General features: G+C 62.3%; 17 protein-coding genes. 2 read left to right on the forward strand and 15 right to left on the reverse strand.

The annotated features are described in order from the left end of the window. Positions 1-47: 47 nt before the first annotated feature. The 12 genes from tilS to ruvC form a co-directional block, all read right to left on the reverse strand. Positions 48-1,202, reverse strand: a complete 1,155-nt coding sequence (gene tilS, locus Q9295_RS12975; RefSeq protein WP_306680987.1) for a tRNA lysidine(34) synthetase TilS — start codon at positions 1,200-1,202, stop codon at positions 48-50. After that, positions 1,193-2,011 (reverse strand): tol-pal system protein YbgF, encoded by an 819-nt coding sequence (gene ybgF, locus Q9295_RS12980; RefSeq protein WP_373457466.1) that lies wholly within the window; start codon positions 2,009-2,011, stop codon positions 1,193-1,195. Before ybgF ends, tilS begins: the two co-directional genes overlap by 10 nt. A 10-nt stretch (positions 2,012-2,021) precedes the next feature. Next, complete coding sequence (gene pal / locus Q9295_RS12985) at positions 2,022-2,555, reverse strand: peptidoglycan-associated lipoprotein Pal (RefSeq protein WP_306680989.1); 534 nt, start codon at positions 2,553-2,555, stop codon at positions 2,022-2,024. Positions 2,556-2,655: 100 nt separating this feature from the next. Beyond that, positions 2,656-3,987 carry a Tol-Pal system beta propeller repeat protein TolB gene (gene tolB / locus Q9295_RS12990; RefSeq protein ID WP_306680990.1) on the reverse strand — a complete coding sequence of 444 codons (1,332 nt, stop codon included), beginning with the start codon at positions 3,985-3,987 and terminating at the stop codon, positions 2,656-2,658. A gap of 134 nt (positions 3,988-4,121) precedes the next feature. Further along, positions 4,122-5,324, reverse strand: coding sequence for a cell envelope integrity protein TolA (tolA, locus tag Q9295_RS12995; RefSeq protein ID WP_306680991.1), 1,203 nt, complete (start codon positions 5,322-5,324; stop codon positions 4,122-4,124). Between the two features lie 5 nt (positions 5,325-5,329). After that, positions 5,330-5,797 carry a protein TolR gene (gene tolR, locus Q9295_RS13000; RefSeq protein ID WP_306680992.1) on the reverse strand — a complete coding sequence of 156 codons (468 nt, stop codon included), beginning with the start codon at positions 5,795-5,797 and terminating at the stop codon, positions 5,330-5,332. A 3-nt stretch (positions 5,798-5,800) separates the two neighbouring features. After that, complete coding sequence (tolQ, locus tag Q9295_RS13005; RefSeq protein ID WP_306680993.1) at positions 5,801-6,496, reverse strand: protein TolQ; 696 nt, start codon at positions 6,494-6,496, stop codon at positions 5,801-5,803. A gap of 180 nt (positions 6,497-6,676) precedes the next feature. Then, on the reverse strand, positions 6,677-7,096 hold the full coding sequence (gene ybgC / locus Q9295_RS13010) for a tol-pal system-associated acyl-CoA thioesterase (protein WP_306680995.1): 420 nt from the start codon (positions 7,094-7,096) through the stop codon (positions 6,677-6,679). 39 nt (positions 7,097-7,135) lie between these two features. Further along, entirely contained in the window at positions 7,136-7,759 is a 624-nt protein-coding gene (locus Q9295_RS13015) for a hypothetical protein (RefSeq protein ID WP_306681066.1), read from the reverse strand. A gap of 78 nt (positions 7,760-7,837) precedes the next feature. Continuing rightward, positions 7,838-8,863: a Holliday junction branch migration DNA helicase RuvB gene (gene ruvB / locus Q9295_RS13020; protein WP_306680996.1), complete on the reverse strand. Its 1,026-nt coding sequence runs from the start codon at positions 8,861-8,863 to the stop codon at positions 7,838-7,840. Positions 8,864-8,866: 3 nt separating this feature from the next. Beyond that, the gene (ruvA, locus tag Q9295_RS13025) at positions 8,867-9,553 is read right to left on the reverse strand and encodes a Holliday junction branch migration protein RuvA (RefSeq protein ID WP_306680997.1); all 687 of its coding nucleotides are present in this window, start codon (positions 9,551-9,553) and stop codon (positions 8,867-8,869) included. A 28-nt stretch (positions 9,554-9,581) separates the two neighbouring features. Continuing rightward, positions 9,582-10,094, reverse strand: coding sequence for a crossover junction endodeoxyribonuclease RuvC (ruvC, locus tag Q9295_RS13030; RefSeq protein ID WP_306680998.1), 513 nt, complete (start codon positions 10,092-10,094; stop codon positions 9,582-9,584). Between the two features lie 330 nt (positions 10,095-10,424). On the opposite strand from ruvC, the gene Q9295_RS13035 reads away from it, so the two are divergent. Next, positions 10,425-10,628: a DUF1127 domain-containing protein gene (locus tag Q9295_RS13035; protein WP_306680999.1), complete on the forward strand. Its 204-nt coding sequence runs from the start codon at positions 10,425-10,427 to the stop codon at positions 10,626-10,628. Between the two features lie 122 nt (positions 10,629-10,750). Here the strand turns inward: Q9295_RS13035 and Q9295_RS13040 are convergent, their stop codons facing one another. From Q9295_RS13040 to msrA, 3 genes are all read right to left on the reverse strand, one after another. Continuing rightward, a complete protein-coding gene (locus Q9295_RS13040; RefSeq protein ID WP_306681000.1) occupies positions 10,751-11,110 on the reverse strand; it encodes a hypothetical protein in 360 nt (119 codons plus the stop codon). Positions 11,111-11,220: 110 nt separating this feature from the next. After that, positions 11,221-12,093, reverse strand: coding sequence for a 50S ribosomal protein L11 methyltransferase (locus tag Q9295_RS13045; protein ID WP_306681001.1), 873 nt, complete (start codon positions 12,091-12,093; stop codon positions 11,221-11,223). A gap of 122 nt (positions 12,094-12,215) precedes the next feature. Beyond that, complete coding sequence (gene msrA / locus Q9295_RS13050; protein ID WP_306681002.1) at positions 12,216-12,869, reverse strand: peptide-methionine (S)-S-oxide reductase MsrA; 654 nt, start codon at positions 12,867-12,869, stop codon at positions 12,216-12,218. A gap of 208 nt (positions 12,870-13,077) precedes the next feature. On the opposite strand from msrA, the gene Q9295_RS13055 reads away from it, so the two are divergent. Beyond that, positions 13,078-14,031: a 2-hydroxyacid dehydrogenase gene (locus Q9295_RS13055; RefSeq protein WP_306681003.1), complete on the forward strand. Its 954-nt coding sequence runs from the start codon at positions 13,078-13,080 to the stop codon at positions 14,029-14,031. The last annotated feature ends 4 nt before the right edge of the window (positions 14,032-14,035 follow it).

Below are 14,035 nucleotides of genomic sequence, written 5' to 3' on the forward strand. Positions count from 1 at the left end.
CGGTTGTGGCAGGGCTTTGCCCCAAGATAATCATCTGAGGCCTAGGTTCAATGCGATAAGAGCCAAGCTTTGAAGGAAGGCGCGCATTCTGCCGAAGCCAAGCCGAAGCCCGCGCAAGGGGCGGCGATCAGTCGATCCCCCTGCCAAAGCGCGGGTGTCAGTTCCAGCACATGGCGCGGCAAGCCGCAGCCGCGCCAATTTTCCAACTGTCGCAGGCCCTCGGCTCCCAGCAGGGCGGCCTCCCCCTGCCCTGTCAGTCTCCAGCGGCGGAGGTCCGCATGCCGCGGCTCAACCGTCAGCCAGCTATTCTTAAGACGACATCCGGCCAAAGTCGCCGCTCTGCCGTCTTGGACTGCGGCGATGAACCGCGCCAAATCCGCCGCGCGGGGGGGGTAGTCCGCGCCGCTCAGCCACAGAATCATCGCCTGCGCCAAACGGCGCGCGATCTCTTCGGGCAAAGCGGCGAAAGCACCGGGGTCCAGATGCAGCGCCCCGGCGCGCTCGTCGCAGACCCGCGTCGCAGCCTCGAGCACCGCCGCATCTAAAGCCTGCCGTGCGCGGGCTAGATGCGCCGCCGATTCCGCCAGCCTCGCCGGGGTCAGCCCCAAAGGTGCAAGCCCCGCCAAGAGCTTACGGGTGCGGGCGCGCAGGAAGCGGTCGTTGCTGTTGCTGGGATCCTCGACCCAAGGCAGGCCATGGCTGCTGAGCCAATCTCGCAACTCGTCCCGAGTCAGCCTCAGCATCGGGCGCGCCCATGTCACCGCCCCCTGTTGCCAGCTTGGCCGCAAGCCGCAAAGCCCGTCGATCCCGGCAGCCCGGGTCAGCCCCATCAGCAAAGTCTCGGCCTGATCATCGGCCGTATGGCCCAGCACCACCGTGCTCAGGCCCTGCGCGAGCGTCCAATCATGGATCAAGTCGCGGCGGGCGCGGCGGGCGGCATCCATCAGATTGCCAGTCTTGGGATGATCCTCCCAGCGCAAAACCTGATGCGGCACGCCCCAATCGCGGCACCAGCCGCCGACCATCGCCGCCTCATCGGCGCTTTCAGCGCGCAAGCCATGGTCCACGGTGACGGCCTGCACCTGATGCCCCGCCTCTCGCAGCATATGCAAAAGGGCGACGGAATCTCCGCCGCCCGATAGCGCCACTGCAATGCTCTGCGCCTCTGGCCGATCCAGCCGAGCTTGCAGGCTTACGGACACCCCAACCCCTGCATGGCCATTGGCGCCTGCGAGGCCGCCGCACTGCCAGGATATTGCAAGGTCACCTCGGCCATGGTCACGCAAGCTTCCGGCGTTTGACCCAAAGCGCCCAAGGCCTGCCCCAGCTTCAAAAGCGAATCGGCGGCGAAGCGGCCCTGCGGATCGCCCGAATAAGCCTCAAGATAGGCGCGGGCGGCATTCGCCGTCTCGCCCAGTTGGGACAAAGCCTCACCGCGCAAGAAATAGGCCTCTTGGCTTAAGGGGCCGCCAGGAAAGGATTGCGTAAAGGTCTCAAGGAGCGTTGCAGCCCCGCGAAAGTCACCCTGACCGAGCACCTCCTTGGCCCGGTCAAAATCCGCCTGTTCGCCCATTGCAAGCTCGGGCCCGCCAGTGGAGGCGGCTGGTTGAGACGAAGCCGCCGGAGCAGCCGCGCCAGCGCCGCCGCCCAAAGGCGTGGTGGCTGGCATGTTCATCGGATCACAGCCCGGTGTCGCCTCGCACAAACGAAACTCAATATCACCGATGCGGTTGCTGCCATCGCTGACAACCCGGTTCACCCGCAGCTCGATTTCCTCGGCCCGCGCAGTCAGACGCGACAGCTCGGCCTCGATGGCATCCATGCGCTGCAAAGCATCTCCGCCGCCGACAGAGGCCATGCTGCCGGTGGTGGAAAGCTCAGCCCGCAGCGAATTGAAATCCGCCGCCAACTGGCCCAACTGAACCTTGATATCGGCCAGGGTATCCGCCCCGGCCGATGTCGCGATGGGCGCTGCCAAAGACAGCGCCATCAGCGGGAAGATAAAGCGCAGGCGCGCCATCTTAGACCCCCGAGCCGACCGACAACACCGTCACAGCACGGCGGTTCCGGGTGTAGCAGGATTCCTCCGAGCAGACCTCAATCGGGCGCTCTTTGCCGTAGGAGATGGTCTTCATCCGGCCACCATTCACGCCTTGGCTGATCAGGAACTGCTGCACCGAAGCGGCGCGGCGGGCGCCCAGTGCCAAGTTATACTCGCGCGTGCCCTTCTCGTCGGCATGGCCTTCGATGATCACGGCATAACCGGGGTTTTGGTTCAGCCAATTGGCTTGGCCCATCAGGATGGTGCGGCCTTCGGGCGAGACGGTGGACTGGTCGTTGCCAAAGAGCACGCGGTCGCCAACCGATTGGTTGAAATAGGCAATCGAACTCGGGTCGTTCGGATCCCCAAGCCCGGTGGTGTCGATATAGCCACCGCCCGCACCGCCGGCACCGCCAGCGCCACCAGCACCGCCCGAGCCATAGCGGTCAGGATTTTGGCAGGCGGCCAAAGCCAGCACCGACATGATCAACAAGCCCTTGGGAATGAACGTCATCGCTTCTCTGTCCTTCAATTTGGCGCGGACCGGCATCTGCACGTCCGGGTTTCCCGCTTCTATCAGTTTTGCGCCGGTTTGGGAATCCGGCGCAGAATTATCACGGCAGCAGTGGCGACCATGCCGGATCGCTGGCCGGACCATCGGTCGAGATCTGCTTGAGGTTGCGCCCCGAGATGTCCACCGACCACAGGCCCGCTTGGCCGCCGTCGCCGCTGGTTTCCCGGGTGAACATGATCACCCGGCCATTGGGTGCCCAAGTCGGACCCTCGTCAAGGAACGAAGCGGTGAGCAGACGCTCTTCGCTGCCATCGGTGCGCATCACGCCAATGTGGAAGCGACCCTTGTTTTGCTTGGTAAAGGCCACAAGGTCGCCGCGCGGGCTCCAGACCGGGGTGCCATAGCGCCCCTCGCCGCCCGAGATCCGACGGCCCTCGCCGCCCGAAGCCGGCATGATATAGATCTGCGGCGCGCCGGAGCGGTCGCTTTCAAAGACGATCTGGCTGCCATCGGGGCTGAACGAAGGTGCAGTCTCGATCGAGGGCGAGTTGGTCAGCTGAGTAAGCCCACCGCTGCGCAGGTTCATCGAATAGATGTCGGTGTTGCCGCCACGCTCAAGGCTGAAGACCACGGTGCCACCATCGGGCGAGAAGCGCGGGGCAAAGGTCATGGTGCCGGGCTGCTCGCCCAAGGTTTGACGCTTCAAGCTGCCCACATCCATCAAGGTGATGCGCGGGAAGCCGGTCTCATAGCTGGTGTAAAGGATACGGTCGCCCGCGGGCGAGAAGCGCGGAGCCAGCACGATCGCAGCGCTGTCGGTCAGATATTGCACATTGGCGCCATCGTAATCCATCACCGCCAGGCGCTTGGCTCGTGCGTTCTTCGGACCCGACTCCGAGACGAAGACCACACGGCTGTCGAAATAACCGCCCTCGCCGGTGATCTTCGAATAGACCACGTCCGAGACCTTATGCGCCATGCGGCGCCAGCCGTCGGTGGTGCCGGCAAATTGCAGCGCCGCCCCTTCGATGACCGAACCATTGACCACGTCAAAGGCGCGGAACTTGACCGTCACACGCCCGCCCGAGGCCGAGACAGCGCCGGTGACCAGCACGCGGGCATTGACCGCGCGCCAATCTTCAAAGGCGATGCCGCCGTCAAAGCTGCCGATGCGGCTGATATGGGCCTCTTGCGGGATCTCACGGAAGAGCCCGGTGCCAGCAAGGTCAGCGGCCACAACGCGGCTCAGGTTGCGCGCCAGATCACCGGCGCCCCCCTCGTCCACGAAGACCGGGACCGCGACGGGCATCGGGTCGATCACGGCCTGATCGATGACGATGCGCAGCGGCTCTTGCGCCATAGCGGGCAGCGTGGCCAAGGGGCCCATCGCCAATGCCAGCAGCGCAGGAAGTATGCGGATGGACGGTTTCATCTGCCTCGTGCTCCGTTTCTTGTTGCCTTGTCCCACATTACTTTACTCCCAGACGAGCAAAGGGTTGCGGGGAAATCCGTGGATCAAGCGACCCATTGTTGAAATTTCTGCGATACGCACCCAAGGCATGCGGCTCATCTGAACCTCATCCCATTGGGATCGAAGACGAAATCCACCACTTTCCAAGTTTCATACTTGTCGGGCGGGAAAGGAATGCCGCCCTCACGCCCCGCGCGAATGATCGCGCTGCGGGCGGCGGAAAAGGCGGTATCTGTGGCGGCTTGGCTGGGGCCGTCACTGCTGACCAGCTGAATGTCGGTGGGCTTGCCGGTCTGATCGAAGGTCACACGCACCACAATCGTCGTGCGCAGGGTATCGGTCGAGACCGCGCCAAGGCTCCATTTGCCGCCGATCGCCGCACGCACATCGCCAATCTCGCCTGCCGACATCGGCGGGCCGCTGGTCGAAGGTGCATTCGACGCGGCAGCAGCAGCCGCAGCGGCGGCTTCGGCTTGCCGTGCAGCTTCTGCGGCGCGCTCTTCGGCTTCCGCCTCTGCCAAGGCCGCGGCAATCGCATCATCGGCGGCCGAAGTGTCTTCGGCGGGCGTCTCAACCGGGGTTTCGACGGGCGTTTCCACCGGTGCCGGACGGTTCGGCTTGGCCTTCGGGCGGGGCGAGCTGGCCATGCCCAAAGGCTCATCCTGCTCTTCAGTCGCCTCAGTCTCAATAATATCGCCAGTCTCTTCGGCCACGGCCTCGGGCTGCGGCTCTTCGACGACTTCGGGCGGCACCTCGGCCGGCGCATCCGAGATGGCTTCGCTGGGCGTCTCGGCGGTCACCGCATCTTCGGGCACGGAAACCGGATCCGGCGCGACGATTGCGGCGGGCTTCGGTTTTGGTCGCAGGCTCGACGACATCGAGGGGATCGGCTGCTCATCAGGCGCCATCACCACATCATCCGGAGCCGGATCGGCCACGGAAGGTGCAGGGTCAGGCTCGGACACAGACGGCTGCGCCTCGGGCTGCGGCGCTTGAGGTTGCGAACTGGGCGCCGTTTCAACCGAAGGCTCAACATCCGGCGGCACCGGCACGGCATCGGGATCAGCCGCCTCGGGCTGCTCGGGCGCATCGCTTACGGGCGGCGAAGGGATTGCCGAGGCCATCGCCTCAAACTCGGCCGAGGACATGGTCGAGACCGCCATCACAGCGATCTCTTCCGGTTCAGTATGCGGGAACAGCCATTCGCCCACGACCACCCACAGGATCAGGCCGATATGGCCCGCGCCTGAGATGATTGTGCCTTTGGACAGCTGGGTCTCTTGGCCCCAATCCCGCACTGGAATCAGCCCCCATCCATCCGCGGGCCATCGCCATCGGTCACCAGACCGATTTCGTTGAACCCACCGGCGTTCAAGGCGCCCATCACCTGCGCCACCCGCTCATAGGGCAGCCGCCCATCGGCGCGCAGGAAAACCTTCTTCGAGGTCCGCTCAGCCGCGATGGCCGCCAAGCGCGGGATCAGTTCAGTCTCGGGAACCTCGGTGGTCATCAGCATCAGATCGCCCTCGGCGGTGATGGTGATGGTCAGCGGCTCCTCCTCTTCATTCGGCATCGCATTGGCCGAAGTCTCGGGCAGTTTCACCGGCACGCCGACTTGCAGCATCGGGGCGGCCACCATGAAGATGATCAAAAGCACCAACATCACGTCCACGAAAGGCGTGACGTTAATCTCGCTCATCGCGGCGGATGAGCCCTTGCGGCGGCCACGACGTCCGCCGCCTCCGCTTTTCTTCGCCACACCCGCGCCCATGACTTAAGCGTCCAACTGGCGCGACAGGATGGTCGCGAATTCGTCGGCAAAGCTTTCGTAATTGCCTTGGATATGCTCGGAATCCGAATTCAGCTTGTTGTAGAACACCACCGCCGGAATAGCCGCGATCAGGCCAACGCCGGTTGCCAGCAGCGCCTCGGCAATACCGGGGGCCACAACGGCAAGGTTGGTGTTTTGGCTGATGGCGATCTGCTCAAAGCTGTGCTTGATCCCCCAAACCGTGCCGAACAGCCCGATAAAAGGCGCGGTCGAGCCGGTGGTGGCAAGGAAGGACAGGCCCTTGTTCAGCTGCTCAGATTCGCGCGCGATGGCGACATCCATCGCCCGGTCAATCCGCGCCTGCGCGCCAGCAATCAAAGCGCCGTCTTGTTTATGGCTGCGGCGCCATTCGAGCATCCCAGCCGCAAACACCTTCTCCGAGGCGCCCTGCGGTTCCGGCCCGATCTTTTCGTAAAGCTCGTCCAAAGGCTCGCCCGACCAGAAGGCGCGATCAAAGATCGCAGCATCTTGCCGCGCAGTGCGGAACATCAAATGCTTTTGAATGATGATTGCCCATGACCAGAAGGACATGACCATCAGCATCAGCATGACAATCTTAACGGTAAGGGTGGCGCGCGCGAAGAGGGCAAGCATGGAGAAATCGATCTCCGGCGCCAGTGCGAGGGTTCCAGTTTCCATTACGCCTGCTCGTTTATAATCGGGCCTTTGTGGCTCCGTTAGCGCCGATTCTACCAAGGTTACAGAGGGAAAGCCAACACATGTTCATGAGCGGCGCCGTGATGCGTAAAAATTTTGTCAAACCCGGCGGATTTTTGCGGGCGGGATGAAGGGCATAGGCGAAAATCTAGGCATCTTCGCCTATCTCTGCTGTACGCGCCCTGCGCTAAGCCTTTCACGAATGGCTGGCGGCACTCTTTGCGCTTGGCCGGCAGCAGACATGCAAACCAGCGTGATTTCGGCCCGGAAGAGAACCTCATCGCCGCGCAGAACGGCCTGCTCCAGCACCAGCCTAGCTCCACCGATCAGCTTAAGAGCTGTCGTCACCTCAAGCTGATCGCCAAAGACGGCTGGACGCAGATAGTCTGCCTCGACCCGGCGCACGGCAAAGACGATGCCGCTCTCGGCCCGCAGCGACATCTGATCAATGCCCAGATCGGCGATCCACTCGCTGCGACCACGCTCGATGAATTTCAGGTAATTGGCGTAATAGACAATGCCCGCAAGATCAGTGTCTTCATAATAGACACGCAAGGCAAAACGGTGCCGCGCTTCATTCATCGTCAGATCCTTACCCAAAGGGTTGCGCTGCCTCGAAACCTAAAGCGCGGACGGCAGGCGCGCAAACAGCCGCAATGCATGGGTTTTATCTTGCGCCACCGCCGGCAACAGCCGGTCATAGGCGGCGCGGATCACGGCGGCGATCTGCGGGTGTAATATCCCCCTGCCATCGACCGCTGCCAGAACTGAACGGTTGGCAAAGGCGGCCTCGCCCCAGCTGAGCATGACCTTGGCCGCCTGTTCCAGCGCCAAATCCTCCGCCGCAAGCTGCGCCAGATGGTCATCCATCCGCAGGAAAACAAAAGCGGCGCGGATGGTGCCGTCCTTGTCATAGCGGAAGGTGCGATATTGATTGGCGCCGCGCGCGTCCAACTTTTCGCACAGCGGCCCAAGGTCGGGGATCATTTGATCTAGCTTCGGCACCTGCGGCAACTCGGCCCAGTCGCGGAAGAAAAACACCATGAGATTGGCCCCAAGTTCGGGGTCCGTCTCAGCCATCTGATGGCCTGCAAGGGCGACCACCGCCTCAATCGCGCCTTTCACGGTGCCAAGAACCGCTTCTTCGACACCAAAGATGACCGGAACGATGGGCCTTCCCCAACGCGCACAAAGGAAAGACCCGTCGGCGCGGGTGAACAGGGATTCGATTTCTGCGGGCGACATCGGGGGGGTGATGGAGGCTGTCATCCCCCCGGTTTCCCGCAAGCCCTTGCAAGGGTCAAGCCCCCGGTCAGCTTTGGATTAGCCGTCAAAAAGCTCGGCCTGTCCCGGCGGGCGCGGCGCATCCAACCCCAGATGACGCCAAGCTTTCGCCGCCAGCATCCGCCCGCGCGGGGTGCGCTGGATCAGACCTTGCTGCAAAAGATAGGGCTCAATCACCTCTTCAATTGCGTCGCGCGGCTCCGAGAGGGCTGCGGCTATGGTTTCTACCCCCACCGGCCCGCCGCCGTAATTCTCAGCCAGCAAAAGAAGATAGCGTCGGTCGGCACCGTCCAGCCCCAGCTGATCCACACCAAGCCTTGTGAGTGCGCGATCCGCCAAAACACGGTCGATCTTGCCCCCGGCCTCAACCATTGCGAAATCGACCACCCGGCGTAAAAGCCGCCCTGCAATACGCGGCGTGCCCCGCGCGCGGCGCGCAATCTCGCGGCAGCCGAGCTCATCCGCCTGCACACCCAAAAGCCGCGCGCCGCGACTGACGATCTCAAAAAGCTCATCCTCGGTGTAGAATTGTAGCCGGGTCGGAATGCCGAAACGGTCGCGGAGCGGCGTGGTCAGAAGCCCAAGCCGCGTGGTCGCACCGACCAGCGTGAAAGGCTGCAGATCAATGCGCACGGTGCGCGCGGCAGGCCCCTCGCCGATCACCAGATCCAGCGCAAAATCCTCCATCGCAGGGTAAAGCACCTCTTCGACGACCGGCGAGAGACGGTGAATTTCGTCGATGAACAGCACATCGCGCGGCTCAAGATTGGTCAGGATCGCTGCCAGATCGCCGGGGCGCGCCAAGACCGGCCCCGAGGTCATCCGGAAGCCAACCCCCAGTTCCCGCGCCATAATTTGTGCGAGCGTGGTTTTGCCAAGCCCCGGCGGGCCGTGGAACAACGTATGATCCATCGCCTCGCCACGCATTTTTGCGGCCTCGATAAAGACACGCAGGTTGGCGCGGGCCTCGTGCTGGCCGATGAATTCCTCAAGCCCCTGCGGCCGCAAAGCGCGGTCACTGTCTTCGGGAAGTTTCTCGGGCCGGAGAGAGGGATCTGGCTGCATATTTTATCGCGGTTGCAAAAGCTTAAGGGCGGAACGGATCAGGCCAGCGGTCTCGACCTCGGGGTCTTCGCCCGCGATCGTCGCCACGGCCTGCGCCGCATCCCCTTGCGAATAGCCCAGATTGACCAAAGCCGACAGCGCATCGGCGGAAGCCGCCGCACGCCGCAGTGCAGCATCATCCACCTTTGGCGCACGCTTGGCAGGCTTTGAGGCGGCAGCCGGTGCGCTTTCGATCACCGTTTCGTCCATCTGCGGCGCTGCCGAGAGCCGCGCCCCCGCCGCCATCAGGCTGGGTGCTTTCGTCTTCAGCTCAAGAATGATCCGCTGCGCCAGCTTCGGCCCCACGCCCGGCGCCGCCTGCACCGCCCGTGCGTCGCCAAGCGAGATCGCCCGCGCAACGCCTTCGGCCCCCAAAGTGCCCAGGATCGCCATTGAGGCTTTTGCGCCAACGCCCTGCACCGTCATCAGAAGTTTATGCCACTCCTTTTCCAACATCGTCGGAAAACCAAAGAGTTGCAGCAGATCCTCGCGCACCAAAAGCTCAGTATAGAGCGCGCAAAACTCGCCTTCGGGCGGCAGACTGGCCAGGGTGCGGTCGCTGACATGCACCAGATAACCAACGCCGCGGCAGTCGATCAGCACCTGATCGAGCCCCTTCCAATCCAGCCGCCCGGCGATCTTACCAATCATCTGCCCGCCCCCTTCAATGCAGTGCCGCTCATCCTGCGGCCTTTAACAAGGCCGCCTGCAACCGGCCCGCAGATTGGCAGTGATGCGCGTGGCAGACCGCGATGGCCAAGGCATCGGCGGCGTCGGCGCCAACAATCTGCACGCCGGGAAAGTGTAGCTTCACCATATGCTCAACTTGCTGCTTTGCAGCATGCCCCACGCCAACCACCGTCTTCTTCACCGCATTCGGCGCATATTCCCCAACCTCAAGGCCAAATTGCGCCGGCACCAGCAGCGCAATGCCGCGCGCCTGGCCCAATTTCAGCGTCGCCACCGCGTCCTTATTGACAAAAGTATGCTCGATCGCCGCCGAATCGGGAGAAAATTTGCGGAAAATTTCGCTCAATTGGCTGTGCAGGCTGCACAAACGCCGTGCCAAATCATCCTTGGCGCCGTCCGAGTGGCAAATGCCATTGGCCACATGGGTCAAGCGCGCGCCCTGCACGTCGATCACCCCCCAGCCAAGGTTACGCAACCCCGGATCGATCCCGATCACCCGCATCCTGCCCACTTCCTTATATTATTTTTTCCAAACCTAGCACGAATAGTGAACATCCGCCAATGCCAAGTTTGCAACCTGCAGCTGCGGGGCAGCTATTGTGCAGGCGCAGAAAACGACACAACCCAACTCAAATCCGTCTGCCAGATTGCGCCGAGTCCGAAAATTGCGCAAAACCCCTTAAAATTGGCGGCAAAATTGTGACACGAGGCATGCAGCCGCTGCAAGGCGGCCTTGCTTGGGCCTCGCTTGCTTTGCACATGCAGCAAGTCTAAATCGCTGTCATCCAAAGCACGATGCCTTGGATTTAAGCAGTTTGAAAAGGAACATCACATGGCCGCCATCGAAACGAGCCGCCCGGCACCGTTCGGCGCCATCACGACGTACCGCGCAGTCACCGGCTTGAGCCGCATCCTGGCGATGCTGGCAGCCTGGAACGACGCCCGCGTCACCCGCAAGGCCCTCGGCAAGCTCTCGGATCGCGAGCTGGACGATATCGGCCTGTGCCGTGGCGACATCGAGATGATGGGCCGCTAAGCCCAGCGCCAAGCCATAGACTGCCAGCAGAATGCGGCAGTCACCGGACAGAGGTTAGCCGCATCCCGTTGATTTGGGGGCGGCTTTTCCTTTTTCTAAAACTGTATGGTTTACAGCTCGCGCTATCTCTTAAGCACAGCCACCAAGGTGGACGAGATGGCACGCGTCGCGGGATCGGCCTGCATCAACGCGCCTCCCAACCAATCAAACCCCTCACCCTGCATCAGCGCCGCGACACGCTCTTCGTAAAGCGGCGCGCCGATATGGTAATGGATCACGCCCTTTGTGGCAAAACCCGCAGCCAGCACCACCAGCAAAGGCTTAACCAGCTTCCAGGTTGACCGTTGCCGGCGATGCGTGGACGAGCGACCCAAGGTGCCCTGCGCTTCAAAGCCGTAGCCCTTGGCATGCGCCTTCTCAATCCGCGCCACGCGGCTGTAAAAATCGCTCAGATTCGGATCAGCCCAGACCGTCTTTGCCATAGGCGACACCCCTGCCTTGCGGCTTTGATGTGGTTTCTATGGGGCAAGAATTGAGCAAGCTGCCACAAATGGCCAGCTTTTCGCGCGAATCTGCTGAAACTTCCGAGCGATTAGATCCGCTCAAGAACCAATGCGGACCAATCGCCAAGATCGTCGCGAGATTGCAGACGGAACTGACAAGTTTCGTAACGCTCGATGATTTGCTCGGCCTGGGTGGCCAAGAGACCTGAGAGAATCACCCGCCCGCCCGGTGCCACATAGCGCGCCATGTCGGGGGCCAATTCAACCAGAGGGCCTTTGAGAATATTGGCGAAAACCAGATCAAAGGGTGCGGCCTTGCGAATCGTCACATGATCAAAGCCCGCCGCCTCAACGCAAGTGACCCGGCCAGCGAGATCATTGACCGCGAGATTGGCACGCGACACATCCACCGCGACGGGATCAATGTCCGACGCAAGGATTTTTGCCTCGGGCAGCACCTTGGCCGCTGCCATCGCCAGAACCGCCGTGCCGGCACCAATATCGGCCACGTTCTCGAACCGATATCCGTCGGTGAACAGCTTATCAAAGGCCAAAAGGCAGCCCAGCGTGGTCTGGTGGTGCCCGGTGCCAAAGGCCATCGCGGCCTCAATCTCAAGCGCGACGCGACCTTCGGGCAGTTTATCACGGTCATGCGGCCCAAAGACGAAGAAGCGGCCTGCATCCACCGGGTGCAGCTCACGCTGGACCTTGGCGACCCAGTTCACATCCGGCAGTTCCGAGATGGCGAAGGGCTTCGCACCATAGGCGGCGGCAAGGATCTCAAGCACGATCTCATTCGGTGCCTCGTCGAAGTAAGCGCCAACTTCCCAGCGCCCGGAGCCGTCTTCGATGTCGAAAACGCCAACGCCATAAGGCTCTGGCACCATCTCCTCGATCGCATCGGCCAAGGATTGGGCGGCGTCTTCGCCGTCGAGCGTGGTCAGGGCGGTCCAGGTGGGCATGTTCGGGCTCCTTGCGGGTCAGGCTTGGGTTAGCGCCAATGCGCGGCCGCGTCCATGCCCGGCGCCATCGCGGACGCAGTTTCGCCCCGCAATGAACGCAAGGTTCGCCGTTAGGCCCCAGCTTAAGCGCGCACGCCAGTGCCGATTGGGCAGGTGACGCCAGTACCGCCGATGCCGCAATAACCTGCGGGGTTCTTCTCCAGATACTGCTGATGCTCGGCCTCGGCATAGTAGAACACTGGCGCGGGGATGATCTCGGTGGTGATCTGGCCGCGTCCCGCCGCAGTCAACGCCTGCTGATAGACCGCGCGCGAGGTCTCGGCCGCTGCAGCTTGGGCGTCGGAATAGGTATAGATCCCAGAGCGATAGGTGGTGCCGATGTCATTGCCCTGCCGCATGCCTTGGGTCGGGTCATGGTTCTCCCAGAAAAGCTTCAACAGCTCATCGTAAGAGACCACTGCCGGATCGTAGATCACCCGCACCACCTCATTATGGCCGGTCAGTTGGGTGCAGGTTTCTTTATAGGTCGGGTTGGGCGTGATGCCACCGGTGAAGCCGACCGCCGTCATCCAAACGCCCGGAACATTCCAAAACTTCCGCTCTACCCCCCAATAGCAACCCATTCCGAACATCGCCTCTTCCATCCCCTCAGGCACGGGTGCCTTCAACGGGCGGCCAAAGATAGAATGCGTCTCGGCGGTTGGCAGCGGCTCAGCCCGGCCGGGGAGTGCATTTTCGGGCTGAACCATCGTGGTCTTGCTGGTCTGAAGGAACATCGGGCATCTCCTGTTCAATTCGGGCCCAAATACGCGGCCCGGCTGGTGGCCAGATCGCTTGGGGATAGGCGGAATATGGGGATCGTCGCGCCGGATGTCACGGGGCCCTTACCGCATCAGCCGGAAAAGCGTTGAAAAACCGTGGGCTTTGGTTGCAGGGGCCAAACTTCCCGCCTACCAATTTGGCTGAACTTGATAAGGACCTGACATGCCTGTGATCCTTTTTGCCGTACCGGCCCTTTGGGACGAGTATCACGCCCCCCTTACGGAAGCATTGAGCCAAGCCGGCATTGCAGCGCATCTCGTGGCCTATCACGAGATCAAAGATCAGGGCGGCAACATTGATCCTTCGCAAGTTGATTACATCCTGACCGCGCCCACGGCGCCATTGGTGGATTACGCGCCCTTCACCCGCGCCAAGCTTGTGCAAAACCTATGGGCCGGGGTCGAGCGGATCACCGGCAACGCCACGCTCACCCAACCTTTGTCGCGGATGGCCGATCCGGGCCTCACCGAAGGAATGGTGGAATGGGTGGTTGGCCACAGCCTGCGCCATCATCTTGGGCTTGACCGCTATACGGTGAACCCCGATCGGATTTGGGATCCGACCTGCCCGCCGCTGGCGCGTGAGCGGAAGGTGGCGATGCTGGGGCTTGGCGTGCTGGGGTTGGCATCCGCCCGCGCGCTGAAGGCTCTGAACTTCAACGTGACCGGGTGGAGCCGCACGCCCAAAGATATCAAGGACTTCCCCTGCGAGCATGGTGAGGATGGCCTGCGCCGTGCGCTAAAGGGCGCGGATATTGTGGTGACGCTTTTGCCGAAAACGCCAGAGACCGAGAATGTGCTCAACGCTGAAACTCTCGCACTTCTCGCACCCGGGGCCGCCGTCCTGAACCCCGGTCGCGGCCCGCTGATCGATGATGAGGCGCTGCTATATGCCTTGGATCACGGCACCTTGGGCCATGCCGCATTGGATGTCTTCCGCGTAGAGCCTTTGCCGAAAGACCATCCGTTCTGGGCCCATCCTAAGGTCACCGTGACCCCGCATGTCGCCGCCGACACTCGGGCGGCAACAGCCTCGGTGTTGATCGCCGAAAACATTCGCCGTGGTGAGGCGGGCGAGAGCTTCTTGCACCTTGTGGACCGGGTGCGCGGCTATTAACCAC

Source organism: Pseudogemmobacter lacusdianii (genome assembly GCF_030848395.1).
Lineage (GTDB): Bacteria > Pseudomonadota > Alphaproteobacteria > Rhodobacterales > Rhodobacteraceae > Pseudogemmobacter > Pseudogemmobacter lacusdianii.

Excerpts from the sequence above, each read along its gene's own strand:
- Q9295_RS13015 (WP_306681066.1), bottom strand. The coding sequence starts at position 7,759 with ATGTCGCCCGCAGAAATCGAATCCCTGTTCACCCGCGCCGACGGGTCT.
- Q9295_RS13045 (WP_306681001.1), bottom strand. The coding sequence starts at position 12,093 with ATGCCCACCTGGACCGCCCTGACCACGCTCGACGGCGAAGACGCCGCC.
- Q9295_RS13055 (WP_306681003.1), top strand. The coding sequence starts at position 13,078 with ATGCCTGTGATCCTTTTTGCCGTACCGGCCCTTTGGGACGAGTATCAC.
- tolB (WP_306680990.1), bottom strand. The coding sequence starts at position 3,987 with ATGAAACCGTCCATCCGCATACTTCCTGCGCTGCTGGCATTGGCGATG.
- ybgC (WP_306680995.1), bottom strand. The coding sequence starts at position 7,096 with ATGAATGAAGCGCGGCACCGTTTTGCCTTGCGTGTCTATTATGAAGAC.
- ruvC (WP_306680998.1), bottom strand. The coding sequence starts at position 10,094 with ATGCGGGTGATCGGGATCGATCCGGGGTTGCGTAACCTTGGCTGGGGG.
- tolR (WP_306680992.1), bottom strand. The coding sequence starts at position 5,797 with ATGGGCGCGGGTGTGGCGAAGAAAAGCGGAGGCGGCGGACGTCGTGGC.
- pal (WP_306680989.1), bottom strand. The coding sequence starts at position 2,555 with ATGACGTTCATTCCCAAGGGCTTGTTGATCATGTCGGTGCTGGCTTTG.
- msrA (WP_306681002.1), bottom strand. The coding sequence starts at position 12,869 with ATGTTCCTTCAGACCAGCAAGACCACGATGGTTCAGCCCGAAAATGCA.
- tolQ (WP_306680993.1), bottom strand. The coding sequence starts at position 6,496 with ATGGAAACTGGAACCCTCGCACTGGCGCCGGAGATCGATTTCTCCATG.
- ruvB (WP_306680996.1), bottom strand. The coding sequence starts at position 8,863 with ATGCAGCCAGATCCCTCTCTCCGGCCCGAGAAACTTCCCGAAGACAGT.
- Q9295_RS13040 (WP_306681000.1), bottom strand. The coding sequence starts at position 11,110 with ATGGCAAAGACGGTCTGGGCTGATCCGAATCTGAGCGATTTTTACAGC.
- ruvA (WP_306680997.1), bottom strand. The coding sequence starts at position 9,553 with ATGATTGGTAAGATCGCCGGGCGGCTGGATTGGAAGGGGCTCGATCAG.
- Q9295_RS13035 (WP_306680999.1), top strand. The coding sequence starts at position 10,425 with ATGGCCGCCATCGAAACGAGCCGCCCGGCACCGTTCGGCGCCATCACG.